This is a genomic window from Marinobacter sp., from assembly GCF_040904845.1.
GTDB lineage: Bacteria > Pseudomonadota > Gammaproteobacteria > Pseudomonadales > Oleiphilaceae > Marinobacter.
This window is the reverse complement of the sequence record NZ_JBBDSR010000029.1, coordinates 17,121-40,909: the sequence shown is the minus strand read 5'-3', so window position 1 is coordinate 40,909 and position 23,789 is coordinate 17,121. Positions and strand designations below refer to the sequence as shown.

Sequence of the window (23,789 nt, the reverse complement as noted above, 5' to 3'; positions counted from 1 at the left end):
ACGTAAGTTTACGTTCTTTTATCCGCTAATTCACGGTCAGACATTCATTTGTAACACCCATATTGATATATTTACTACATAGTATTTCACCACAAGGACACCCAAATCATGCTCAGGCGCACCAAGATTGTGGCCACACTCGGTCCCGCAACCGACTCTCAGGAATCACTGGCTGCCATCATTGCGGCCGGCGTGGACGTTACCCGGCTGAACTTTTCCCATGGCAGCGCTGAGGAACACATCGAGCGGGCTCGACGGGTGCGTGAAACAGCCTCGGCACAGGGCCGCTTCGTGGCACTGCTGGCAGACCTCCAGGGACCGAAGCTCCGCATCGCACGCTTCCGTGACAATAAAATCACCGTCAAGGCCGGTCAATCGTTTGTACTGGACGCCACCATGGACAAGGAGAACGGTGACGAAGGCCGGGTTGGCATCGACTACGAGCAGCTCATTGACGATGTCAGCATCGGCGACATCCTGGTGCTTGACGACGGGCGGATCGAGATGGAGGTTGTCTCCGTCGACAGCTCCAGCATTAACTCCACCGTGCTGATTGGCGGCCCTCTGTCCAACAACAAGGGCCTCAACAAGCGTGGGGGCGGCCTTTCCGCCGACGCACTGACCGCCAAAGACCGCAAAGACATTGTTACCGCCGCCAGGCTGGGTGCGGATTACGTTGCAGTGTCCTTTGTGCGGACCGCCGACGACATGCACATAGCCCGTCAACTGCTGGACGATGCCGGTTCAAATGCGCGCCTGGTTGCCAAAATCGAGCGCGCCGAACTGGCCCACGACACCGCCGCACTGGACGCGGTCATTGAAGCTTCGGATGCGGTCATGGTTGCCCGTGGTGATCTGGCCGTTGAAATTGGCGATGCCGCCCTGGTTGGCGTGCAGAAACACATCATCCAGCGGGCGCGCGTGCTGAATAAAGTGGTGATCACCGCCACCCAGATGATGGAGTCCATGATCGACAGCCCAATGCCAACACGCGCCGAAGTGTCGGACGTTGCCAACGCGGTCATGGACTACACCGACGCGGTCATGCTTTCCGCCGAAACCGCTGTCGGCGATTATCCGAAAGAGGCAGTCGAGGCCATGGTGCGCATTTGCCTGGGCGCTGAGAAGCACCCATCCATGCACCAGTCCAAGCACCGTCTCAATGAAAGTATGGAAAAGGTGGACGAGGCCATTGCGCTGTCAGCCATGTACGCCGCCAATCATCTGGAAGGCGTCTCCGCCATCATTTGCATGACCGAAACCGGTGACACGCCTTTATTGATGTCACGCATTAAATCCAGCTTGCCCATTTTTGCCTTTTCGCGCCACCACTCGACTCAACACCGGGTTGCGCTGTTTCGTGGCGTGCAAACCATCCCTTTCGACTCCGCGAAAATCCCCAACGAGCGCACCAACGCGCTGGCGGTATCGGAGCTGGTGAATCACGGTGTGGTCAAGGAAGGTGATCTGGTGGTGATGACCAAGGGTGATTACGTTAACGCCCAAGGGGGCACCAACAGCATGAAAATCGTGCGGGTAGGAAAGGACATTCGCTGACGGCACAAGGCTGCTCGCCAATGGGTGGAGCAGCCTGTTTGTTTAAAGGCCCGCCAGGCTTTCGCGGGCAATGGTGGTAACTGCGCCCCAATCCTTGCCTGCAACTACGTCTTCCGGCGTCAGCCAGGTACCACCGACCGCCCCGACATTCGGCAGCGCCAGATAGTCCCCGGCGGTCTGTTGGCGGATACCACCCGTGGGGCAGAAAGTCACATCCGGAAACGGGCCACCAAACGCTCTCAGGGCCGCAATACCACCCGCGACTTCCGCCGGGAAAAATTTAAACTCCCGATAGCCCAGATTATACCCCACCATCATCTCTGAAATGGTTGAAATGCCCGGCAGAAGCGGCGCTTCGGAGGTCAGGCCAAACTCCAGCATGGCTTCGGTCACGCCAGGCGTAATGACGAACTGGGCCCCCGCTGCCTCAACCTGACGGTACTGGGCAATACTGGTGACCGTTCCGGCCCCGACCCAGACTTGAGGAATTGCAGCTCTGACCTGCTCAATGGCCTTGATGCCATACCCGGTGCGCAGGGTAATCTCTAACACCTTCAGGCCTCCAACCACCAATGCCTGGCACAGAGGCACTGCGTCATCAAGGTCGTCGATGGTAATCACCGGAACAATAGGCGACGCCTTCAACACCGCACGAACCCGGTCACGATGGAACTCAGACAATTGCGTCATGGTCTTCTCCATAAGAAAAAGCGAACGCCGTCAGGGGCTCCAGAACACCTGCAGACCCGGCTTCAGAAAACCACGAACCGGCATCGCGAGCACATCATCGGGACTGTGAAGCGCCTGTTGCAGCGTATCCAGCTTATCCACTCCCTTAATGTGCAACGCCGTAAAACGGGCGTCACACAACACCGGCCAGGTCAGCGTAATGCGCTGGTGTGGCTGGGAAGGCGGCGTCATCGCAGAGACAACCTCCGGGCAATGAGGGTCCATCGCAGCCGGCAATTCAGGGGCATCCGGAAATAACGACGCCGTGTGGCCATCGCTACCCATGCCAACAATCAGCACATCCAATGGACGGGCCAGCCCTGCAAGCTCTGCCTCTGCAGCAGCCAGCCCGAGCGCCGGCGTGTCACCCGGTTGTTTGAGAGACAGGAAGTGGGCGTCAGCTGCGTAGTGTTGCAACAAGGTGGACTTCACCAAACGTGTGTTGCTGGCAGGATCGTTTTCGTCGACCCAACGCTCGTCTGCCAGCAGCACGGTGACACACGACCAATCAAGATTTTTGCCAGATACGGCCTCAAAAAATGGCAGAGGCGTTGAACCTCCCGAAACCACCAGGGTGGCGCACCCAACTTCCGATATGCGGGTACGCAACACCCCCGCTACCGCATCGGCCAGCTCAAGTGCGACCTGATCCGCGTTTTCACCGAACCGCACATCGATACCCTCGGGAAACGCAAGGTCAGGCATCTTCATACCAGCTCCTTGCGTCCCGAGTGATCATCGCGATGGACGCGACCGGACCCCAGGTACCCGCCGCGTAGCGCTTGGGCGACTCGCCGCTATCTTTCCAGTTGCGGATCACCCGATCCACCCACTGCCAGGCGTGCTCCACTTCATCGCGACGCACGAACAGGTACTGCTTTCCTTTCATCACTTCCCACAGCAGGCGTTCATACGCATCGGGTATCCGGTCAGTGTCAAACGTTTCAGAGAAGGTCAGCTCAAGCGGTCCCTGACGCAACCGCATCCCTTTATCCAACCCCTGATCCTTGGTCAGAATTTTCAGTGACATGCCCTCGTCCGGCTGCAGCCGGATAATCAGCTTATTGTTGGCCAGGTGCTTCTGATCGGGGTCGAAAATATAGTGGGGAGCCGGCTTGAAATGAATAATAATCTGAGACAGCTTCTCTGGCAGCCGTTTTCCGGTACGGATATAAAATGGCACGCCAGACCAGCGCCAGTTTTCAATTTCCACCTTCAAAGCGACAAACGTTTCCGTGGCACTGCCCCTGTTGGCCCCCTCCTCTTCCAGGTAACCCGGCACCGGCTTACCGAGACTGGTGCCCGCTGTGTACTGCCCGCGCACGACGTGGCTGTCCATCAGCTCCGGGGTAATTTTGCGCAACGCCTTCAACACTTTCACTTTTTCGTCACGGATACTGTCTGCGGACAGGTCTGACGGCGGGTCCATCGCGATCAGGCAGAGTAACTGCAGCAGGTGGTTCTGGATCATGTCGCGAATCTGACCGGCCTTGTCAAAGTACCCCCATCGACCCTCGATCCCGACACTTTCCGCAACGGTAATTTCCACATGGGAGATGTGATTCTGATCCCACTGGGAGGCAAATAAATTGTTGGCAAACCGCAGGGCGATTAGGTTTTGCACGGTTTCCTTGCCGAGGTAATGATCAATGCGGAACAGCTGGTCCTCGCGGAAGACTTCAGCGAGTTCGTCGTTTATCACGACGGACGAGGCAAGATCATGGCCTATCGGCTTCTCAACAACCACGCGGGTTTTGTCTGTGCAGCAACCGACACCCTTCAGGTTCCGGGCAATCACCCCATACATCGCCGGCGGCGTTGCCATGTATACAATCTGGTGACTACTGGTTTCGCCCCGCCACGCATTCAGCGCCGAGTAAGATTCGGCGTCGGTAAAATCCAGAAACAGGTAATCGATACGCTGCAGGAAATGAGTGATCAGACCACTATCAATTTCGTCAGGAGGGACGTGCTCACGCAGTGTTTCCTCCACCCGTGCCCGGGCTTCAGCCGTCTCCATCCGATTTCTGGCGATCGCTAATATGCGACTGCCCTGATCCAGCAACCCGGACCGTTCAAGCTGATACAGTGCCGGGAAAAGCTTGCGCTGGGCCAAGTCCCCCAACGCACCAAACATCATCACGTCAGATCGGGTCTGGTTCGGGTCAATCATTGATGATTTCTCTCCAACATACACACATACCCACATGCACACCCAGATGAAATGTAGTAACTTTAAACAAATAGTGACATTAAATTCTGACCAGTCCAAGAACCAAATCTGAGCATGACACTTTTACTACCGCGTTACGGACAAAATCCGGGTATAATCCGCTGCAAATTCCCAACCCACGCCGACGACTCAGGGAGCAGACCCCCATGGCCGCGAACCAGGCGAACCGCGACGACAACCTGATCGATGAGATTCAGTCACGGCTGGACAACCTCAACAAATCCGAGCGCAAGGTGGCCGAAGCCATTCTCCGGGAGCCCAGTGCAGCAACCCGTTACAGCATTGCAGCGCTGGCACGGGCCGCGGATGTCAGCGAACCGACCGTGAACCGCTTCTGCCGGGGCTTTTCGGCAACCGGCTTCCCGGATTTCAAGATCCGCCTCGCCCAGAGTATTGCTACCGGCACCCCGTACATTAGCCAGAATGTTGAACCGGATGACAGCGTGGCCGAATTCGCGGACAAAATCGTCTTCAGCACGATCGCCAATCTCGACAAAGCACGCCAGGCACTGGACCCGAAAGCCCTTGCGGCAGCGATTGACTATCTCATTCAGGCCAAACAGATCAACTTCTTTGGCATGGGCGGATCAGCGCCGGTGGCGCTCGACGCACAACATAAATTTTTCCGCTTCAATATTCCGGTGATGTCCTACGACGACGCCCTCATGCAGCGCATGGTGGCTGCCGGGTCGACCACCGGTGATGTCATTGTCATGATTTCCTACACCGGACGAACACGGGAAACCGTGGACATCGCAAAGATCGCCAGAGCCAACGGCGCAACGGTGATCGGCATTACAAACCCGAATTCCCCTCTGGGCGAGGTTTGCACCGTCGTTATCGAAGTCACTGCGCCGGAAGACACCGAAATTTATATGCCCATGTCATCGAGAATCATCCACCTCACGGTCATCGACATTCTCGCGACGGGCGTCACCCTCAAGCGCGGTGCCGATTTCCAGGGTCATCTCAAGAAAATAAAAGAGAGCCTGCGGCCGACACGCTTTCCCTCTGAATAGCTCCTGAAAGACCGGGCGGGACAGCTAAACGAAAAAAGGCACCCCTCGGGGTGCCTTTCCAACTGTTGAACACGGCTTAGTTGCGGGAAATTTCAGCCCGCTCTCTCAGGTATTGCTGATAAGCCGCGTACTCGCGCTGACCTTCCATCTGAGCCAGGAAGCCACGCAACTGGGCCAGCTCACCGCTACCGTCGGTCACGTCGCCTTCATTGACCTGGTCCAGCGCGAGGATCGCTACGCCATCGCCCGTCAGCGCGTATCCGTAGCGTGCTGACCCTTCCTCGGGACGATCAAGAGAAAACGCTGTGGAGATCAGCTCACGACCGATATCGGAGCCATTCCGCGACTGCTCCGTGTATTCCGCCCACTCGCCAACGCCCAGCGACTCAACATCCGTACCGGCCTCCAGTTCAGAAATCAGCGAATCGGCGCGCGCACTGAGGGCCTCACGGGTTTTCTGCGCCAGGAGAACCGTGCGAATATCACCCTGCACTTCCTCCAGAGGCCGCTTTTCAGCTTCATGGTAAGTCTTGACGCGGGCGACCACAGAGACGTTATCGCCCACATCAATCAGCTCGGTGTTGAAGCGATCATCAAGGACATCACCCGAGAACAGTTGGCGCACCAGGCCGGCGTGATCGAACGGTGCATCACCGCCCTCACGGGTAACGTCGGTGGTCTCGCGAATTTCCAGGCCCAACTCTTCGGCTGGCTCGTTCAGATCGTCCGCTGCGTAGGCCGAATCCGCCAACTGAGATCGCACTTCCGCGAAGCGATCCTGCGCCTGACGCTCTGCAAGCTCGCGCCTCAGCTCATCTTCCAGCTCCTCAAACGAGGGCACGTCTGCCTTGCGGACATCCAACAGTTTGATCAGGTGAACACCGAAACTGGTGGTCACCGGCTCAGACACCTGGCCGCCATCGAGGTTAAACAGCGCCTCGTCAAAGGCTTCGTCGTATACCCCGCGCTCTGCGAACCCGAGATCACCGCCCTCAGCGGCCGACATGGAATCGGCCGAGAACTCTTCGGCCAGGTTGGCAAACGCTTCACCGTCGTCCAGGCGCTGCTGAATGGTGTCCATGGTTGCGGACGCGTCGTCACCGTCTTCAATCAGGATATGCGCCGCCCTGCGCTCCTCCGCCGCCAGCTCAGAGGCTCGCTCGTCGTAGTAAGCCTTGAGGTCTTGGTCACTGACCTCAACGGTTTCCGCCAGAGCCTCAAGAGACAACGCGATGTATTCCGCATCCACCCGCTCAGGCAGGCGATATTCTTCCAGATTGTTCTGGTAGTAGGTTTTAATCTCCGCGTCAGTCACTTCGACGCCATTGCGGATATCGTCGGCGGCCAACGTCAGCACCCGAAAATCCCGGGTCTGATTCTGGATGCGCAGTAATTGGGCGACGTTTTCATCCGTTACAACCCCGCTCTGGGCAATCCCGGCGCGAATCTGGTTAACCACATACTGTTTGCGCATGGCTTCGCGGAATTCGCCCACACCCATACCCATGTTTCGAACCGTCGCCACGAAGCGGTCACGGTTGAACGTTCCGTCGACCTGGAACTGTGGCATTTGCGTAATGAGGGAATCGATGTCCTCACCGGACAACTCCAGGCCCTGATTATTCGCATCCTGGATTAGCACCTGCTCCTGAATCAGCGATTCGAGTACGTCACTCCGGATCTCATCCTCATTGAGCATGGAAGGATCGGGATCCTCCATCTCAGACAGCCTGCGCTGCCCCTCCATCTGAACCACCCGGAGAAATTCCCGCTCGGTGATGTCCTCACCGTTAACGGTTGCCACTTCAGGCTCCCCGGAAAAACCACCAACGATGGCATCCATACCCCAGATGGAGAGTGAAACGATCAACAGACCGATAATGACTTTGGCAATGGTGCCCTGGGCATTGTCCCGAATATCTTGAAGCATGGTTCTCCCGAATCCCTGATGTAAAACGAGCGTATACTTTTGGTGCGGTGACTATATTCAGACGCCTAACGTAAAAAGGCGCACCCTTACCGGAATGCGCCTTGAATTCATCTGGAGCTGGCTGGCTTCGGAGCTGACCCCGGGCCAACCGCTCCGGCAGCACCCGCATGACCGGTGCCACCTTAGAAAGAACCGTTTACTTAACGGAGTCTTTCAGGGCCTTACCTGCCTTGAACCCAGGCACTTTGGAGGCCGGAATCTTGATCTCGGCACCAGTCTGCGGGTTACGACCAGTACGAGCGGCACGCTCTTTAACGGAGAAAGTGCCAAAACCGATCAGAGTAACCTGATCGCCTTTTTTCAGGGCACCGGTGATGGAGTTGGTCATTGCGTCCAAAGCACGGCCAGCGGCGGCTTTGGAAATATCTGCGGACTCTGCAATTGCATCGATAAGTTCGGACTTGTTCACACTAAACCCCTTCGATTTCAGGTTGAAGATGTTATAGGTTGGATTATTTTTTCTCGGACGTTCTCGACTATCGCATAAGCGGTCAGAGAATTCCATTCTTCAGTTTTTTTATTCCTTTCGGTTGTTAACCGGTGTTCGGAATAGGCACTTACTGCGCGGGAGCCCTTGGTATTGGCTGCTTCACGGCGAAACAGTTATACCAATGGGCTCTCTGGCATGTCAACAACTCATCAAGGGTTTAATGTGTATTTATGCGTTCAGCGGTGTCGGAATCGTCGTCACGAGGCTTACCCGAACCGGTTTCCGGTGACGAATCCGCCGTCCGTGGTTCTGGCGAATACGCCAGCGCAACGTCGAGTACTTCGTCGATCCACTTCGCCGGCACAATGTCCAGTGACGCCTTGATGTTGTCCGGTATCTCCTTGAGATCACGAACATTTTCATCCGGAATAATCACCGTTTTGATGCCGCCCCGATGAGCCGCCAGCAGCTTTTCCTTCAAGCCGCCAATGGGCAACACCCGACCACGCAACGTGATTTCACCGGTCATCGCCACGTCCGCACGAACGGGAATTTTCGTCAGTGCCGACACCAGCGCGGTGCACATGCCAACACCGGCACTTGGACCATCTTTTGGCGTTGCACCTTCCGGAACGTGAACGTGCAGATCGTGTTTTTCATGGAAATCATCGGAAATCCCCAGCCCCGGTGCGCGACTACGGACAACCGTGAGCGCCGTCTGGATCGACTCCTGCATGACATCACCCAGGGACCCGGTTTTCACCACGCGCCCTTTACCGGTGGTCAGTGCGCACTCAATGGTCAGTAGTTCACCGCCGACCTGAGTCCAGGCCAAACCGGTCACCTGGCCGATCTGATTGTTCTCCTCAGCCAGTCCGTATTTGAACTTCCTGACCCCTGAGTAATCCTCCAGCATGTCCGGTGTGAGGGTCACAGAGACCTTGTCGCCGCTTTCTACGTGCTGACGGACCACCTTACGGCAGATCTTGGCAATCTCGCGCTCCAGGCCACGTACGCCGGCCTCGCGGGTGTAGTAGCGGATCAGGTCCCGCAGGGTCTCTTCCGGCAGGCTCAACTCATCCTTACGCAGGCCGTTGGCCTTGATCTGCTTCTGCAGCAGATATCGCAAGGCGATGTTGACCTTTTCATCCTCGGTGTAGCCTGGGATACGGATAATCTCCATGCGATCCAGCAACGCCGATGGCATGTCCATGGAGTTGGACGTACACACAAACATGACATCCGAAAGGTCGTAGTCCACTTCCAGGTAGTGGTCGTTAAAGGTGTGATTCTGCTCCGGGTCCAGCACTTCCAGCAGCGCCGACGCGGGATCGCCGCGATGGTCCATGCCCATCTTGTCGATCTCGTCGAAGAGGAACAGCGGGTTTTTTACCCCCACCTTTGAAAGCTTTTGCAACAACTTGCCCGGCAGGGCTCCAATGTAGGTCTTGCGGTGACCGCGGATTTCCGCCTCGTCACGCACGCCGCCAAGGGCCATACGGGTGTATTTGCGATTGGTCGCACGGGCGATGGACTGCCCCAGCGATGTTTTACCGACCCCGGGAGGCCCTACCAGGCAAAGCACAGGGCCTTTCACCTTCTTCACCCGGCTCTGGACCGCCAGATACTCCAGAATGCGCTTCTTGACCTCATCCAGACCGTAATGGTCCTTATCGAGGATTTCGCGGGCTTTCTCGATGTCGTGACGGACCCGGCTGCGCTTTTTCCAGGGCACCGCCAGCATCCAGTCAATGTATCCGCGAACCACCGTTGCCTCTGCGGACATCGGCGACATCATCTTCAGCTTGTTCAGTTCCGCTTCGGTCTTTTTGAGCGCCTCTTCAGGCAGCCCCGCTTCTTCAAGCTTCTGTTCCAGCTCTTCAAAGTCGTTATTGCCCTCGCCCAGGTTACCCATTTCTTTCTGGATAGCCTTCATTTGTTCGTTCAGGTAATACTCTCGCTGGCTGCGCTCCATCTGTTTCTTCACGCGGCCACGGATGCGCTTTTCCACCTCAATCAGATCGATTTCGCCATCGAGCTTGCCCAGGAGAAGATCAACACGCATACGCAGGTCCAGCGCTTCGAGCAGCTCCTGCTTTTCCGGAATGCGCATTTCCAGATGGGCGGCCATAGTGTCCGCCAGACGCTCCAGCTCGGTAATACCGGTCAGCGCGTTAGACACCTCCGAGGGCACCTTTTTAGACAGCTTGACGTATTTTTCAAACTCGTCCATCAGCGTTTTGACCAGAACATCTTCTTCCCGATCCGGCAAACTCTCTTCATCCATCATGACCGCATTGCCCGACAGATACTCGTCTTCGCCGATGTCGCTGATGGTGGCGCGGGCGTTACCCTCCACCAGAACTTTCACGGTGCCGTCGGGCAAGCGGAGCATTTGCAGCACCGTTGCCAACGTGCCCATATCAAACACGTCCTTTGGACCAGGCTCGTCCGTCGAGGCATCCCGCTGAGCGACCAACAGAATTTCCTTGTTACCCTCCATGGCGGCTTCCAGGGCCTGGATGGATTTCTCGCGCCCCACGAACAGTGGAACGACCATGTGCGGGAACACCACCACATCACGCAGGGGCAACAGCGGGTATTCGTGCACAGACTCTTCAGGTATCCGGGTCATAAGGAATCCTCTGACGATGTTTCTTTCAGCATATCACCCATGATTGGGGCGACAGTGGAAATTGCAATCTTTTTACCAAATGAAACAGGCGGGGAAAGACAGGTTACGCAACAATAAAAAAGGGCGTTTCCGCCCTTTTTTATGTCACGCAACCGCAAGAACGGATCAGTCCTCGGGGACTGCCTTGGCGTGGTCACTGCTTGCGTAGATCTTGAACGGTTCTGAATCGCCGCTGATCACGCTTTCATCGATGACCACCTTGGTGACATCGTGTTCTGAAGGGATCTGGTACATGGTATCCAGCAGAGTGGCCTCCATGATCGACCGCAGACCCCGGGCACCGGTTTTGCGCACCATGGCCTTGCGAGCGACGGCCCTCAGCGCCTCTTCACGGAAATCCAGCTCCACACCTTCCATATCGAACAGCTTCTGGTACTGTTTGGTCAGCGCGTTCTTGGGCTCGGTCAGGATCTCCACCAGCGCTTCTTCGTCCAGCTCGGTCAGTGTCGCAACCACCGGCAAGCGCCCGACGAATTCGGGAATCAAGCCATACTTCACCAGATCTTCAGTCTCGACATCCTTGATGATGTCGCCGGTGTTCTTGGTGTCGTCCGGGCTTTTCACCGAGGCCGAGAAACCAATGCTACTGCGTTCCGAGCGAGCCTGTATCACCTTGTCCAGCCCGGCAAAGGCACCACCGCAGATGAACAGCATGTTGGCTGTGTCCACTTGCAGGAACTCCTGCTGAGGGTGCTTGCGGCCACCTTGCGGCGGCACCGACGCAACTGTGCCCTCGATCAACTTCAACAGAGCCTGCTGCACACCCTCACCGGATACGTCCCGAGTGATCGACGGGTTGTCCGATTTCCGAGAAATCTTGTCGATTTCATCAATGTAGACAATGCCACGCTGGGCTTTATCGACATCATAATCGCACTTCTGAAGCAGTTTCTGGATGATGTTTTCCACATCTTCGCCCACATAACCGGCTTCTGTCAGCGTGGTCGCATCGGCAATCGTGAACGGCACGTTCAGCATCCGGGCCAGGGTTTCGGCGAGCAGCGTCTTACCGCTGCCGGTCGGGCCAATCAGCAGAATGTTGCTCTTACCCAACTCGACCTCGGCTTTACCCTCACCATAGCGCAGGCGCTTATAGTGGTTGTACACCGCAACGGAGAGCACAACTTTGGCTCGATCCTGGCCGATCACGTACTCGTTGAGCGTATCGCGAATTTCAGCAGGCGTCGGAAGGCGGTCACTGGCCTCTTCCTGTGCATTCTCCTGAATTTCTTCACGGATAATATCGTTGCACAGGTCGACGCACTCGTCGCAGATGAACACCGAGGGCCCTGCAATGAGCTTTCGGACTTCATGCTGGCTCTTTCCACAAAACGAGCAGTAGAGCAACTTGCCGTTATCGTCGCTCTTGCCGTTTCTTTCATCTGCCATTGAAATACCTCTGATCTTGGTTTGCCGGCGCTACTGGCTAATGCACCGGCCAAGGATTATGAGCCTACCTTCAGTATTATTTATTCGGTACGCGCTTATCAAGTATAGAATCAACCAGGCCATAGTCTTTCGCCTGTTGAGGGTCCATGAAATTGTCCCGGTCGGTGTCCTTGGCGACTGTGTCAAGGTCCTGCCCAGTGTGGTGCGAAAGTATGGAGTTCAGTGTGTGACGAATCTTCAGAATCTCGCGAGTGTGGATTTCAATATCCGATGCCTGCCCCTGATAACCCCCCAGCGGCTGATGGATCATGATCCGGGAGTTCGGCAGACAGGCGCGCTTACCTTCAGCACCGCCAGCCAGCAGGAACGCCCCCATGCTGGCTGCCTGCCCCACGCACAGCGTGGCCACGTCGGGCTTGATAAACTGCATGGTGTCATAGATGGACATACCGGCACTCACGGACCCACCTGGGCTGTTGATATACAGATGGATGTCCTTGTCCGGATTCTCGGACTCCAGAAACAGCAGCTGCGCCACAATCAGGTTCGCCATGTGGTCCTCAACCGGACCTACCAGGAAGATTACCCGCTCTTTGAGCAACCGGGAGTAAATATCAAAAGAACGCTCACCGCGAGCGGTTTGCTCAATAACGATCGGAACCAGACCGGAACTGGTTACCATTGCGGGTCCATCAATAGGTTTCTGCGTCATGATGTGCCTGAACTCCTTCTGGACAATGGGTCGTGGCGATTGGCCACGGCGTTATCAGTGTCTTCAACACCCTGTACTCTGCCAGTACCGGATCAAGATGAAAACAGCCGGACATGCCGGCTGTTTTCCCTTTTCGGCCAGAGGGACCAAAAACGGCCCCCAAGACATCAGCGCTGCTGGGGTTGGCCAGCCTGCACGGCCTCTTCGTACTTAACCTGCTTTTCCTTGACGCTGGCCTGTTCGAGCACGTAATCCACGACCTGATCTTCCAGCACAGAAGATTCGATCTGCGACTTCTGCTCGGGGTTGCTATTGAAATGGGCAACCACCTCTTCTGGCTGTTCATACGTTGACGCGATCTCCTGGATCTTTTCGTCAACTTTCGCCTGATCCGCTTTCAGATCGTTCTTTTTGACCACTTCCTGGAACAGCAGACCGGTCTTCACACGACGCTGGGCCTGCTCTTCGAAGATTTCCTTGGGCAGCTGCTGGAAATCAACCTGACCACCAAAACGCTGAACCGCGTCCTGACGCAGACGGTCAATCTCCTGATCCACCAGAGCAGCCGGAACATCCAGCTCTGTGGTTTCCAGCAGGCCTTCGACGACGTCGTTCTTGACCTTGTTGGACACCGCCTGTTTGAGCTCGCGCTCCATGTTCTTCTTCACTTCCTCACGGAATGTGGCTTCGTCCTCGGCTTCAATGCCAAAGTTTTTGAAGAACTCGGGGTTCAGCTCGGGCAGTTGCGGCTCTTCGACTTTATGAATGGTGATGCCGAACTTCGCTTCCTTACCCGCCAGATCTTCGTTCTGGTAGTCCTCGGGGAAGGTCACGTCGATTTCCAGCTCTTCACCGGTTTTACCGCCAACGATGCCCTTCTCGAAACCCGGAATCATCTGGCCGGAACCCAGGGTCAGGCGATGCCCTTCAGCAGAGCCACCCTCAAACTCTTCACCGTCAATCGAGCCTTTGAAATCGATGGTCACAATGTCCTTGTTCTTGGACTTGCGCTTCACTTCTTTCATGGTGGCCTGCTGACGACGCAGGTTATCGATCATGTTATCGATATCCTTCTCCGCGATGTCAGAGGTCAGCTTTTCCACTGAAATCTTGCTCAGATCGCCGAGTTCAATTTCCGGCAGAACCTCGAAGATAGCAACGAACTCAAGGTCTTTGCCTTCTTCCATCACGGTTGGCTCAAGCTTTGGCCAGCCCGCCGGGTTAACGTCCTGCTCCTGCAGCGCCTTGATGTAGTTATCGCGCATCGCCTCGCCGACGATCTCCTGGCGAACGCTGGCACCGAAACGACGCTTGACCACGCTCATGGGTACTTTACCCGGACGGAAGCCGTTCAGGCGCACAGTGCGGGCTGTTTCCTGCAGGCGCTTCTGGACCGCCTGGTCAATTTCCTGGGCGGGCACACCAATCGTCATGCGACGCTCGATGTTGGAGGTCGTTTCAACAGACACTTGCATGGAAGATCCTCAAATTACAGGTTCAGTATGTGGATGAAATAAAACCTAAAAGCCCCTCGCAGAGAGTGCACCCCAAGAAGGACCGAAATTTAAAAGCACGTAGTTTATCACGGTTTACCCCACCGAGAGAATCACCCGACATGAGCTCTTTACCACGAGCCGCAATACTGCGAGTAAATTATCCAAAAAACAGGAGAACCAAGTTGGAGATGGGGCCGAAATATGAAAAAGAAAGGGGAAAAGATGGTGCGCGAGGAGAGACTCGAACTCTCACGGGTTGCCCCACTGGAACCTAAATCCAGCGCGTCTACCAGTTCCGCCACTCGCGCACAACAGAATGAAGAACCACCAATGAACCGATTGTCACCAGGAAATTCATCAAACGCGGAAATAAAACCTTAGAGAAAAGTGGGGTGGACGAAGGGGTTCGAACCCTCGACCGCAGGAGTCACAATCCTGAGCTCTACCAACTGAGCTACGTCCACCACATCAGGACATGCCTTTCAGCACGCACTCTGTATTGCATCAACTTTGCTGGTTCGGCGAGTCCGGTGCGGACCAGGCCAACGGTTTAGTGGCGCGCCCGGCAGGACTCGAACCTGCGGCCACCCGCTTAGAAGGCGGGTGCTCTATCCAGCTGAGCTACGGGCGCTTGACCGTTCGCCCACCTGAATATCCAGAAAATGGTCGGGGTAGAGAGATTCGAACTCCCGACATCCTGCTCCCAAAGCAGGCGCGCTACCAGACTGCGCTATACCCCGTTTGAACTGAACAACAAGTGCCTCAGCAAAGTTGGCGCGCATATTATCGACACCGACCCCCGCCGTCAACACAGATTTGGAATTTGATGAAATAAGCCACCAACAAGATGACCTTCCGCGGATGAAATGGTTCCTCCAAAACGCCGCCCGAGCTCCCGCCAATTGGAGTTAAGACGGAAGCATGAGACAATGCCTGCCCTTCATTTATCGATGCCCAACCGACAAGACAGAAACATGAGCGCTACACTAATCAACGGAAAAGACATTGCCGCCAAGGTACGCCAGCAAGTAGCCACCGGTGTGGCAGCACGCACCCAGAAAGGCCTACGCCCACCCGGACTCGCTGTGGTTCTGGTAGGAACTGACGCCGCATCCCGTGTGTACGTGGGCAACAAGCGCAAAGCCTGCGACGAAGCCGGCATACTGTCGCTGTCCTACGATCTGCCGGCAGACACCTCTCAGGAGGCTCTGGAGGACCTGATCGACGAGTTGAACCAGAACCCCACCGTCGATGGCATTCTGGTTCAGCTCCCCCTGCCCCCGCACCTGGATGCCGACCCGCTGCTCATCAAGATTCGTGCGGACAAGGACGTCGACGGTTTCCACCCTTACAACATTGGCCGTCTGATGCAGCGCAAGCCAGCCTTGCGACCCTGCACCCCCGCAGGGGTGATCACCCTGCTGGACAGCGTCGGCACGCCCTATAAAGGGCAGCATGCGGTGATCGTGGGCGCTTCCAACATTGTTGGCCGGCCCATGAGCATGGAACTGCTACTCAAAGGTGCTACCACCACGGTGTGTCACCGCTTCACACCAAACCTCGAAAAATTCGTCGGCGAGGCGGACATTCTTGTCGCGGCCGTCGGCAAGCCGGGGCTGGTTAAAGGCGAGTGGGTGAAACCGGGGGCGACGGTCATTGATGTGGGAATCAACCGCATGGAAGACGGTAAATTGCGGGGCGATGTTGAGTTTGAAGCGGCAGCCGAGCGAGCGGCCTACATCACGCCAGTGCCCGGCGGCGTGGGGCCAATGACCATTGCCACACTGCTGGAGAACACCTTATATGCGGCGAACGTGTTGCATAAGGAGTAATGCAGACGCGCTAACAAAAAACCCCGCTCGCAAGCGGGGTTTTTTGTGCACTGCTGAAGCTTACTGGCCGTGCTTGGCCTTCGCTTTCAGACGGTACGCGTGCAGCAGCGGCTCAGTGTAGCCATTCGGCTGTTCGCGCCCTTTCAGAACCAGATCCAATGCAGCCCGGAAAGCGATGCTGTCATCGAAGTTTCCAGCCATTGGACGATAAGCGGAATCGCCGGCGTTCTGCTTGTCGACCACCGCGGCCATGCGCTTCATGGTTTCCATGATCTGCTCTTCGGAGCAAATGCCGTGATACAGCCAGTTAGCCAGCAACTGGGATGCGATCCGCAGCGTCGCCCGGTCTTCCATCAAACCAATGTCATTGATGTCGGGCACTTTCGAGCAACCAACGCCGTGATCGATCCAGCGCACAACGTAGCCAAGGATACCCTGGGCGTTGTTGTCGAGCTCCTGCTGGATATCTTCTGCGGACAGAGACCCGGAATCGTCCATGACCGGCACGCTCAGGATGTCGTCCAGATTGGCGCGGGTGCGGCTCTCCAGCTCTTTCTGGATATCGGCCACTGAGACCTGATGGTAGTGCGTCGCGTGCAGGGTAGCCGCCGTCGGAGAAGGCACCCAGGCGGTGTTGGCACCGGCTTTCGGGTGACCGATCTTGGCTTCCAGCATACCCGCCATCAGATCCGGCATGGCCCACATGCCTTTACCAATCTGCGCCACGCTTCGGAAACCGGTTTCCAGACCGATATCGACGTTCCACTGCTCATAGGCGTTGATCCAGGTGGCCTGCTTCATCGCCCCCTTGCGAATGAACGGCCCCAACTCCATGGAGGTGTGAATCTCGTCACCGGTGCGGTCCAGGAAGCCAGTGTTGATGAAGACCGCGCGCTCTTTGGCGGCATGGATACAGGCCTTCAGGTTGACGGTGGTACGACGCTCCTCGTCCATGATGCCAACTTTCAGGGTGAAGCGCGGCAGACCAAGCGCATCCTCAACGCGACCAAAGAATTCGTTGGTGAACGCCACTTCTTCAGGGCCGTGCATCTTCGGCTTCACGATATACATGGAACCGGTGGTGCTGTTCTGAAACTGGCCATCGCCCTTCAGGTCGTGAATGGCGATCAGCGAGGTGATCAAACCGTCCATCAGGCCTTCGGGAATCTCGCTGCCATCTTTCAGCAGTACCGCCGGATTGGTCATCAGGTGGCCAACGTTACGGATGAACATCAGGCTGCGCCCCTTCAGGGCCAGTTCGCCGCCATCCGGCGCGGAGTAGCTGCGGTCAGCGTTCATCTTGCGGGTCAGCTGCTCACCGCCCTTCTCGAAGGTTTCCTGCAGGTCGCCCTTCATCAGGCCGAGCCAGTTGCGGTAAGCCAGCGCTTTGTCGTCCGCGTCAACGGCGGCAACAGAGTCTTCGCAGTCCATGATGGTGGTCAGCGCGGACTCCATCAGCACGTCTTTTACGTTGGCACCGTCGTCTTTACCGATCGGATGGCTGGCATCAACCTGGATCTCAAAGTGCATGCCATTCTTGACCAGCAAGATACCGGTCGGGGCGTCGGCGGCACCGGTGTAGCCTACAAAGCCGGCTTCGTCTTTCAGACCAGCGCTTTCACCGTTCTGCAGCTTTACCACCAGCTTGCCACCGTCGACCAGGTACCTGGCGGCATCCTTGTGGCTTCCGGAGGCCAGCGGTGCCGAACTGTCCAGCAGGTTGCGGGCAAACTCGATAACCCTCGCACCACGCACCGGGTTGTAGCCGCGGCCCTTATCGGCACCCCCCTCTTCCGAGATGACGTCGGTGCCGTACAGTGCGTCGTACAGGCTGCCCCAACGCGCGTTGGCGGCGTTCAATGCAAAGCGGGCGTTCATGATCGGAACCACCAGCTGCGGACCGGCCATGGTGGCCACTTCCGGATCGACATTAGAGGTGGAGATCTTGAACTCGCCCGGCTCGTCGACCAGGTAACCAATGTCTTTCAGGAAAGATTTGTATTCGGTCATGTCCAGCTTCTGACCTTTATGGTCACGGTTCCAGCTGTCCATCTTTTCCTGAATGGCATCGCGTTTGGCCAGCAGCTCGCGGTTACGCGGTGCCAGCTCGTTTACGATCTTGTCGAATTCCGCCCAGAATGTCTCTGCATTGACCCCGGTACCCGGGATGGCTTCGTTGGTCACGAAATCATACAGGTTCTTCGCGACCTGAATGCCGCCGACTTGTACGCGTTCTGTCATCGTTGTTTGCCTCAGTGGGTTAGTTTCCCGGCTCCCCCTGACATGGGGAGCTGTTCTGCTACTGCTAAATAAGGTGCCGGATTATACGTGAAAATCCGTATAAGGTCAGCCCCGGCGCCAGGTCGTCCCCTCGCGGGAATCGTCCAGAATAATGCCTTTTTCCGCCAGTTCATCGCGGATGCGGTCACCTTCGGCGAAGTTTTTCGCCTTGCGGGCATCGGCCCGAGCCTGGATCATGGCCTCAATCTCATCCGCCGCCAGCTCTCCGCCAGTATCTGCCTGGAAGAAAGCTTCGGGGTCTTGCTGTAAAAGCCCCAGAACGCCCCCCAGACGCACCAACACGGCAGCACTGTCTCTAGCGGCATCTTCCCGGCCCTCACGGCGGTGCTGGTTGATTTCATTAGCCACGGCATGGAGCACGGCAATGGCTCCGGCGGTGTTGAAATCGTCGCCCATGGCTTCTTCAAAGCGCGTGTCGTGCTCAGTGTCGGCCACATTCTTGCCCGGGACAACCCCACGCAAAGCATGGTACAGACGGGTCAGCGTGCGGCCCGCTTCTGCCAGATTGTCCTCGGAATAATCCACCTGGCTGCGGTAATGGCTGGACACCAGGAAGTAGCGCACCACCTCCGCCTGATATTTCTCGAGAATCTCGCGAATGGTGAAGAAATTGCCTAGAGACTTGGACATCTTCTCTTTGTTAACGCGAATGGCACCAGCGTGCATCCAGGTGTTGACAAAGGGCTGGCCATTGGCGCATTCGGACTGGGCAATTTCGTTCTCGTGGTGCGGGAACAGCAGGTCCGGCCCACCACCGTGGATATCGAAGGTCTCGCCCAGGCAGCAGTTTGACATGGCGGAACACTCGATATGCCAGCCCGGACGGCCATCGCCCCAGGGTGCCCCCCAACTGACCTCCCCTGGCCTGGCGGCTTTCCACAGCGCGAAATCCGCCGGGCTGCGCTTGGCTTCCTGCACATCCACCCGGGCACCGGCTACCAGGTCCTCGAGCTTTTTCTTGCTGAGCTTGCCATAGCCTTCGTAGGATTCAACGGCGAAATAGACATCGCCATTGCCCGCCGCATAGGCATGGCCGCTGGCCACCAACTTGTGGATCATCGCGATGATCTCGTCGATGTAGGCGGTGGCGCAGGGTTCTTCCGTGGGCGACAGCACGCCCAGGCGGGCTTCATCTTCGTGCATCGCCTTGATCATGCGCTGAGTCAGATCGGTATACACTTCGCCGTTTTCATCCGCCCGCCGCAAAATTTTGTCGTCAATATCGGTAATGTTGCGCACATAGTGCACGTCGTACCCACGATGGCGCAGGTATCGGGTAATCACATCGAAAGCCACCAGCACCCGGGCATGGCCGAGATGGCAGTAGTCGTATACGGTCATGCCGCACACGTACATACGCACCTTGCCAGGCTCGATGGGCTTGAAGGTTTCTTTTTGCTGCGTGAGCGTGTTGTGGATGCGGATCACTTGCCCCCCTTTCCCCAGGAATCACGAAGTGTGACAGTGCGATTGAACACCGGGCGACCAGCGCCCTCGGTGAGTTCCTGATCGCAGAAAAAATAGCCTTCACGTTCAAACTGATACGGTATGTCGGTGCGCGGCTGTGCCAACCCTTTTTCGACACGGGCACCTTCCAGGCGCTCCAGAGAGTCCGGGTTGATGTGGTCGACGAAATCGCCTTCCTTGTCGCTGTCCGGCGATTCGTGGTTAAACAGGCGATCGTACTGATTGACTTCCACTTCCACGCTGTCGGTGGCCGACACCCAGTGAAGGACGCCATTGGGCTTGTAACCCTCCGGGTTGACGCCCAGCGTATTGGGATCGTACTCGCACTTGAGCTCGACAATCTCGCCACTATCGTCGCGAATCACTTCGCGGCAAGTCATGACATAACCGCCGCGCAGGCGAACGGCCTGATCCGGTGCCAGCCGCTTCCACTTCCGGGGCGGCTCCTCAACAAAGTCCTCGCGGTCAATAAACAGAACCTGGCTCCAGGTCACTTCCCGCTCGCCCATGTCCGGGTTCTGGGGGTGCACCGGCAACACCAGGGTTTCGGTGGCATCCGCAGGGTAATTGAGCAGCGTCACTTTCAAGGGGCGCATCACGCACATGGCACGAGGCGACCGGGTATTGAGGTCCTCGCGGATGGCGTGTTCCAGCATGCCCACATCCACCGTGCCACCGGCTTTGTTAACGCCGATCATGTCACAGAAGGTACGGATGGATTCAGGCGTAAAACCGCGACGACGCATACCGGAGATCGTCGGCATGCGCGGATCATTCCAGCTGTCGACAAACCCTTCATCCACCAGGCGCTTGAGCTTGCGCTTGGAGGTAATGGTGTAGTTGAGATTCAGGCGGGCGAACTCGATCTGCCGTGGCTGGCAAGGCCCGGAGATGTTTTCCAGCACCCAGTCATACAGCGGGCGGTGATCTTCAAACTCCAGCGTACACAGGGAGTGGGTCACTCCTTCCATGGCATCGGAAATCGGATGGGTAAAGTCGTACATCGGGTAGATGCACCACTTGTCACCGGTCTGGTGGTGGTCCGCGTAGCGAATCCGGTACAGAATCGGATCACGCAGATTGATGTTGGGAGAGGCCATATCAATCTTTGCCCGCAACACCAACTCACCATTCTGGTATTTGCCGTCACGCATGTCGCGAAACAGTTGCAGGCTTTCCTCGGCTGGCCGGTCCCGATACGGGCTGTTTTTACCGGGCTCTTTCAACGAACCACGGTATTCCGCCATCTGATCAGCCGTCAGCGCACACACATACGCCTTGCCTTTTTCAATCAGCTCTTCGGCAAAACGGTAAATAGCGTCAAAATAACCGGAGGCGTAACAGACCTCACCGGCCCAGGTGTAACCCAACCACTCTATGTCCTGCTTGATGGCATCGATGTACTCCTGGGATTCTTTCTCAGGATTGGTGTCATCAAAACGCAGGTTGCACTCGCCACCGAAGGTATCGGCAATGCCGAAATTCAGGCAAATGGACTTGGCGTGGCCAATGTGCAGATAACCGTTAGGCTCGGGCGGGAACCGCGTCACCACCTGGCCGGTGTGTTCACCCTTGGCAATGGCGTCTTCGATCAGGCTCTGAATAAAGTTATGGGCTTTCTTCGACTCGGCGCTCATAGATTCTCTGTTAACAGGGAGTGGATCTGAAACCGCGTATTATACCCACAAATCCTGCTCTAACTCATGCACACACGGAAAGTCTTCAGTACAATGTCGGTTTTAGCCATATTCAACCTTCTAAACAGGAAACCCTGATGATTCTGCTGACAACTTCGCACGGTGACATCACACTGGAGCTGGACTACGAAAACGCGCCAGAGACTGCAAAAAATTTCGAGCAGTACGTCCGTGACGGCTTCTATGATGGACTGATTTTCCACCGTGTTATCAGCAACTTCATGGTTCAGGGTGGCGGTTTCGAGCCCGGGATGACACCGCGAAAAACCCGTGATCCGATCCAGAACGAAGCAGACAACGGCCTGAGCAACATGCAGGGCACCGTTGCCATGGCCCGCACCATGGACCCGCACTCCGCCACAGCCCAGTTCTTTATCAACGTCGAGAACAATGGTTTTCTGGATCACACCGCCAAGAATGCCGAAGGCTGGGGTTACTGTGTCTTTGGCAAGGTGGCTGAAGGCATGGACACCGTCAAAGCCATTCGCGCGGTTCGCACCACCATGCGTGCCGGCCATCAGGACGTGCCTGCCGAGGATGTGGTGATTGAAAAGGCGGAGGTCATCGGAGACGGAGGCGCAGCGTGACCACGCTGTTCATTTCCGACCTCCACCTGGAAGAATCCAGACCGGACATCACCGAAGCGTTTCTGGGCTTTCTGGAAACTCGGGCCCGAGGCGTGGAACAGCTCTACATCCTCGGGGATTTCTTTGAGGCCTGGATCGGAGACGATGAGCGTACGCCACTACAGGACCAAGTCGCACACGCCCTGAAAATCCTCAGTGACAGTGGAACCGCCATTTTCCTGATGCACGGAAACCGTGACTTCCTGATCGGCGAAGACTTCTGCGCCCGTGCCGGTGCCACCCTGCTGGATGACCCCACCGTGGTCGATCTGTACGGCACCCCCACCCTGCTGATGCACGGTGACAGCCTGTGCACCGCCGACGTGGAGTACCAGAAGTTTCGCGAGAACATGCGCAACCCGCAATGGCAGCAGATGATTCTCCAGCGCCCACTGGCAGATCGCCAACAGATGGCCCGTCAGTTACGGGAAATCAGCATGGCCAAAAACCAGGGCAAAGAAGAGATCATCATGGACGTTACCCCGGAAGAAGTGGTCAAGGTAATGGAGGAGCATGGCGTGCAGCGGCTGATCCACGGCCACACCCACCGCCCTGCCGAGCATCCGCTTGAAGCCAGCGGCAAGCCGGCCAAGCGCATTGTACTGGGCGATTGGGACACCCACCTATGGTGGCTGGCCGTTGAACCGGGCAACGACCCCGTACTGGATAAGGCGCCACTGTGATTGAGCGCGCTGTCAGCGTTCAGGAGGCGGCACCACCGGCTCCCGGTATGTCTCTAACCGCCTGAGCCAGCCCGGTAACCAACGCTCGCGTTCAATCGAAGCCTGCGCGTTCCTGGCCCGGCGGGTCAGGACCCGGGCGGCGGCCTCGCGGAACTGCTCCAGAACCGGAACCTCAGGCACACCAGACATCGCCCTCAACACCTGCAGCAGCCCCCACCCCTGGCCCTGGTAACGCTCGTCCGGTGAGAGCCCTTCCCCTTTGAAATTCACATAATCAATCAATGCGTAGGTGCCACCGGGCGTGTCACTCAGCGACGAGAGGCGCTGACGAATCAGGTCCGTTTCATCGGCAGGCGCGGCCGCCACAACCTTTTGGAGCGAGTCCCGTGCTCGACGGACGATAAACCCGGCCTGCATTCCCTTCGTGGCTGCCAGAAATTCCCGCAATTCATTGACCTGATCGTGATTGGGGCCAGACAGAAACTCAATGCGGTCACCCCAGGGAGCACCCGGTACCGGCGTAGCATTCAACCACCGCGGCACCGCCACTGCGCGCGATTTCATGTACTCAACCAGGGCTGGGAAGCTTTCAACAAAGCGATCACTGACGCCCTCGGGATACCAGATAAAGTGCCCAATACCCAGAGACGGAAACGCCTCGCCTTTATTCCAGTGCACGAGACATTCGTGACGCCCGGCACATTCGTTGCGAAACACCTGAGCGCCAACCCATTCCAGCTCGGTTTCCGAGAGCACTAACCGCAACGCCTTGGTCTCCGAAGCTGCCACCACGCCCAAGTGAACCGTAAAGCCAAGCATCAAACCCAGTATCCAGATGCGCATCCAACCATCCTGTTCCGCGTAAAACACTCATTTAATCATCCGCTGGCTAACCTGCAGATTAATTCTGCGTCAGACAGTTACCGGATCACC

At 56.8% G+C, this 23,789-nt stretch carries 18 protein-coding genes and 4 tRNA genes; 5 read left to right on the top strand and 17 right to left on the bottom strand.

The features are described from left to right. Nucleotides 1-108: 108 nt before the first annotated feature. Nucleotides 109-1,557 (top strand): pyruvate kinase, encoded by a 1,449-nt coding sequence (gene pyk / locus WD429_RS03175; protein ID WP_368420724.1) that lies wholly within the window; start codon nt 109-111, stop codon nt 1,555-1,557. A 42-nt stretch (nt 1,558-1,599) separates the two neighbouring features. On the opposite strand, the gene eda is transcribed toward pyk, so the two are convergent. From eda to zwf, 3 genes are read right to left on the bottom strand one after another with little or no spacing between them, the layout of a single operon-like run. Beyond that, nucleotides 1,600-2,247, bottom strand: a complete 648-nt coding sequence (eda, locus tag WD429_RS03170; protein ID WP_368420723.1) for a bifunctional 4-hydroxy-2-oxoglutarate aldolase/2-dehydro-3-deoxy-phosphogluconate aldolase — start codon at nt 2,245-2,247, stop codon at nt 1,600-1,602. Nucleotides 2,248-2,277: 30 nt separating this feature from the next. Next, entirely contained in the window at nt 2,278-2,997 is a 720-nt protein-coding gene (gene pgl / locus WD429_RS03165; protein ID WP_368420722.1) for a 6-phosphogluconolactonase, read from the bottom strand. Continuing rightward, the gene (gene zwf, locus WD429_RS03160) at nt 2,984-4,459 is read right to left on the bottom strand and encodes a glucose-6-phosphate dehydrogenase (protein WP_368420721.1); all 1,476 of its coding nucleotides are present in this window, start codon (nt 4,457-4,459) and stop codon (nt 2,984-2,986) included. Before zwf ends, pgl begins: the two co-directional genes overlap by 14 nt. Nucleotides 4,460-4,665: 206 nt before the next feature. On the opposite strand from zwf, the gene WD429_RS03155 reads away from it, so the two are divergent. Continuing rightward, nucleotides 4,666-5,538 (top strand): MurR/RpiR family transcriptional regulator, encoded by an 873-nt coding sequence (locus WD429_RS03155; protein ID WP_368420720.1) that lies wholly within the window; start codon nt 4,666-4,668, stop codon nt 5,536-5,538. Nucleotides 5,539-5,614: 76 nt separating this feature from the next. Here the strand turns inward: WD429_RS03155 and WD429_RS03150 are convergent, their stop codons facing one another. The 10 genes from WD429_RS03150 to WD429_RS03105 all read right to left on the bottom strand — a co-directional run bounded on the left by WD429_RS03150 (nt 5,615) and on the right by WD429_RS03105 (nt 14,990). Further along, a complete protein-coding gene (locus WD429_RS03150; protein WP_368420719.1) occupies nt 5,615-7,468 on the bottom strand; it encodes a SurA N-terminal domain-containing protein in 1,854 nt (617 codons plus the stop codon). A gap of 196 nt (nt 7,469-7,664) precedes the next feature. Next, nucleotides 7,665-7,937, bottom strand: coding sequence for an HU family DNA-binding protein (locus WD429_RS03145; protein WP_012135993.1), 273 nt, complete (start codon nt 7,935-7,937; stop codon nt 7,665-7,667). Between the two features lie 238 nt (nt 7,938-8,175). Further along, nucleotides 8,176-10,593 (bottom strand): endopeptidase La, encoded by a 2,418-nt coding sequence (lon, locus tag WD429_RS03140; RefSeq protein ID WP_368420718.1) that lies wholly within the window; start codon nt 10,591-10,593, stop codon nt 8,176-8,178. A gap of 165 nt (nt 10,594-10,758) precedes the next feature. Beyond that, nucleotides 10,759-12,042, bottom strand: coding sequence for an ATP-dependent Clp protease ATP-binding subunit ClpX (clpX, locus tag WD429_RS03135; protein WP_368420717.1), 1,284 nt, complete (start codon nt 12,040-12,042; stop codon nt 10,759-10,761). A 76-nt stretch (nt 12,043-12,118) separates the two neighbouring features. Next, a complete protein-coding gene (clpP, locus tag WD429_RS03130; RefSeq protein ID WP_368420716.1) occupies nt 12,119-12,754 on the bottom strand; it encodes an ATP-dependent Clp endopeptidase proteolytic subunit ClpP in 636 nt (211 codons plus the stop codon). Nucleotides 12,755-12,921: 167 nt separating this feature from the next. Next, complete coding sequence (gene tig / locus WD429_RS03125) at nt 12,922-14,229, bottom strand: trigger factor (protein ID WP_368420715.1); 1,308 nt, start codon at nt 14,227-14,229, stop codon at nt 12,922-12,924. A 244-nt stretch (nt 14,230-14,473) separates the two neighbouring features. Then, nucleotides 14,474-14,558 (bottom strand) — tRNA-Leu (locus WD429_RS03120). Nucleotides 14,559-14,638: 80 nt separating this feature from the next. After that, nucleotides 14,639-14,714, bottom strand: a tRNA-His gene (locus tag WD429_RS03115). A gap of 90 nt (nt 14,715-14,804) precedes the next feature. Then, nucleotides 14,805-14,881, bottom strand: a tRNA-Arg gene (locus tag WD429_RS03110). Between the two features lie 32 nt (nt 14,882-14,913). After that, nucleotides 14,914-14,990: transfer RNA gene (locus WD429_RS03105), tRNA-Pro, on the bottom strand. Nucleotides 14,991-15,224: 234 nt separating this feature from the next. Here WD429_RS03105 and folD point away from each other — a divergent pair. Further along, nucleotides 15,225-16,082, top strand: coding sequence for a bifunctional methylenetetrahydrofolate dehydrogenase/methenyltetrahydrofolate cyclohydrolase FolD (gene folD / locus WD429_RS03100; protein WP_368420714.1), 858 nt, complete (start codon nt 15,225-15,227; stop codon nt 16,080-16,082). A 60-nt stretch (nt 16,083-16,142) separates the two neighbouring features. On the opposite strand, the gene WD429_RS03095 is transcribed toward folD, so the two are convergent. The 3 genes from WD429_RS03095 to WD429_RS03085 form a co-directional block, all read right to left on the bottom strand. Then, nucleotides 16,143-18,323 carry a malate synthase G gene (locus tag WD429_RS03095; protein ID WP_368420713.1) on the bottom strand — a complete coding sequence of 727 codons (2,181 nt, stop codon included), beginning with the start codon at nt 18,321-18,323 and terminating at the stop codon, nt 16,143-16,145. Between the two features lie 105 nt (nt 18,324-18,428). Further along, nucleotides 18,429-19,811: a cysteine--tRNA ligase gene (gene cysS / locus WD429_RS03090; protein ID WP_368420712.1), complete on the bottom strand. Its 1,383-nt coding sequence runs from the start codon at nt 19,809-19,811 to the stop codon at nt 18,429-18,431. After that, nucleotides 19,808-21,487, bottom strand: a complete 1,680-nt coding sequence (locus WD429_RS03085; RefSeq protein WP_368420711.1) for a glutamine--tRNA ligase/YqeY domain fusion protein — start codon at nt 21,485-21,487, stop codon at nt 19,808-19,810. Before WD429_RS03085 ends, cysS begins: the two co-directional genes overlap by 4 nt. Nucleotides 21,488-21,624: 137 nt before the next feature. Here WD429_RS03085 and WD429_RS03080 point away from each other — a divergent pair, with 137 nt between their 5' ends. Next, nucleotides 21,625-22,134: a peptidylprolyl isomerase gene (locus WD429_RS03080; RefSeq protein WP_368420710.1), complete on the top strand. Its 510-nt coding sequence runs from the start codon at nt 21,625-21,627 to the stop codon at nt 22,132-22,134. Then, on the top strand, nt 22,131-22,856 hold the full coding sequence (locus WD429_RS03075; protein WP_368420709.1) for a UDP-2,3-diacylglucosamine diphosphatase: 726 nt from the start codon (nt 22,131-22,133) through the stop codon (nt 22,854-22,856). The genes WD429_RS03080 and WD429_RS03075 overlap by 4 nt, the downstream gene beginning before the upstream one ends. A gap of 12 nt (nt 22,857-22,868) precedes the next feature. On the opposite strand, the gene WD429_RS03070 is transcribed toward WD429_RS03075, so the two are convergent. Next, nucleotides 22,869-23,699 carry a hypothetical protein gene (locus tag WD429_RS03070; RefSeq protein ID WP_368420708.1) on the bottom strand — a complete coding sequence of 277 codons (831 nt, stop codon included), beginning with the start codon at nt 23,697-23,699 and terminating at the stop codon, nt 22,869-22,871. Between the last annotated feature and the right edge of the window lie 90 nt (nt 23,700-23,789).